Origin of the sequence: Vibrio sp. 10N.261.52.A1 (assembly GCF_002876325.1) — a bacterium.
In the GTDB taxonomy this organism is placed as follows: Bacteria; Pseudomonadota; Gammaproteobacteria; order Enterobacterales; family Vibrionaceae; genus Vibrio; species Vibrio chagasii.
Genome location: NZ_MCYD01000082.1, coordinates 1 through 1,877, shown reverse-complemented (window position 1 = coordinate 1,877; position 1,877 = coordinate 1). Strand labels below are relative to the sequence as shown.

Genomic DNA, 1,877 nt, shown 5'->3' with positions numbered 1-1,877 from the left:
GTTCTAGAGTCTCGATGCCTAGAAGCGACAGACCTTGTTTGATTGTCTTCGCTGTTAGGGCAGCAAGCTTCAGACGGCTCTGTTTAACCGCTTCGTCTTCTGCTACTAGGATAGGACATGCTTCGTAGAAGCTAGAGAACTGACCTGCTAGTTCGAATAGGTAGCTACACATGATGTGTGGTTGACCTTCACGAGCAACAGATTGAACTGCTTCTTCAAACTGCAGAAGTTTCGCGATAAGTGCTTTTTCTTTCTCTTCAGTGATTTTGATTTCACCTTCAAGAGCGTCCATAGAAACGCCAGCTTTCGCAAATACAGAAGCAACACGAGTGTATGCGTATTGCATGTAAGGTGCTGTGTTACCTTCGAACGCAAGCATGTTGTCCCAATCGAACACGTAGTCAGTAGTACGGTGCTTAGAAAGGTCTGCGTACTTAACCGCTGCCATTGCAACTGTGTTAGCGATCGCTTTCTTCTCGTCTTCTGCTAGTTCTGGGTTCTTAGATTCGATCAGTTGTGCTGCACGAACTTCTGCTTCATCAAGAAGGTCAGCTAGACGAACCGTACCGCCTGCACGAGTCTTGAATGGCTTACCGTCTTTACCTAGCATCATGCCGAACGCGTGGTGCTCAAGAGAAACAGATTCAGGGATGTAACCTGCTTTACGAACGATAGTCCAAGCTTGCATTAGGTGTTGGTGCTGACGAGAGTCGATGAAGTAAAGAACGCGGTCTGCGCCTAGCTCTTCAAAACGGTATTTTGCACAGGCAATATCAGTTGTTGTGTAAAGGAAACCGCCGTCGCGCTTCTGGATGATAACGCCCATTGGGTCACCATCTTTGTTTTTGTATTCGTCTAGGAATACAACTTGTGCGCCGTCATCTTCTTTAGCAAGACCTTGCTCTTTAAGATCAGCAACGATGCCTGGAAGCATGTTGTTGTACATGCTTTCGCCCATTACGTCATCACGCGTTAGTGAAACGTTTAGACGATCGTAGTTGCGTTGGTTTTGAATCATTGTTACGTCAACAAGCTTCTTCCACATCTCTGCGCAGAACTCGTCGCCGCTTTGTAGTTTCACTACGTAGCCACGTGCTTTAACTGCGAACTCTTCGTCTTCGTCGTAAAGCTTTTTAGATTCACGGTAGAAGCCTTCAAGGTCAGCAAGTTCCATTGAAACTTCACCTGATTCAGCCTGAACGCGCTCAAGGTTTGCGATAAGCATACCGAATTGAGTGCCCCAATCACCGATGTGGTTAGCACGGATAACTTTGTGGCCTAGGAATTCCAGTGTACGAACAACGGCATCACCGATGATTGTTGAACGCAGGTGACCAACGTGCATTTCTTTTGCAACGTTTGGCGCTGAGTAGTCAGCAACAATGGTTTGTGCTTCAGCTGCCGCAACACCAAGGCGAGAGTCAGCAAGTGCTGCGTCTGCTTGTTTTGCTAGGAAAGCCTCATCTAGGAAGATGTTAAGGAAACCTGGACCTGCGATCTCAACTTTAGAAGCGATACCGTCTAGGTTTAGAACGTCCAATACTTTCTGAGCAAATTCTCGCGGGTTAGTGCCTAGTCGCTTAGCAACGCCCATTACGCCGTTTGCTTGGTAGTCACCAAATTGTGGTTTTGCAGATTGGCGAACAGCAGCAGGAGAGCCTGCAGGTGCGCCAGCGGCTTCTAGAGCCTGAGATACTTTGTCATTAATAAGTGCTTGGATATTCACACGCGTTTCCTTCAATTCAAGGATGATAAGAGTGGCCGTTATTTCGAGGTCATTAAATTTGGTTAATTATGCGTCTAGTTAACGATTTAATGCCGAAATGAACAACAGACACTGTTTAAGTTCACAAAAATGGCAGTAATCATACCAATTT

General features: G+C 46.3%; 1 protein-coding gene. It reads right to left on the bottom strand.

The annotated features are described in order from the left end of the window. On the bottom strand, nt 1-1,726 hold a 1,726-nt coding region (gene argS, locus BCT81_RS01150), incomplete at its 3' end, for an arginine--tRNA ligase (protein ID WP_102423028.1). Nucleotides 1,727-1,877 lie beyond the last annotated feature (151 nt).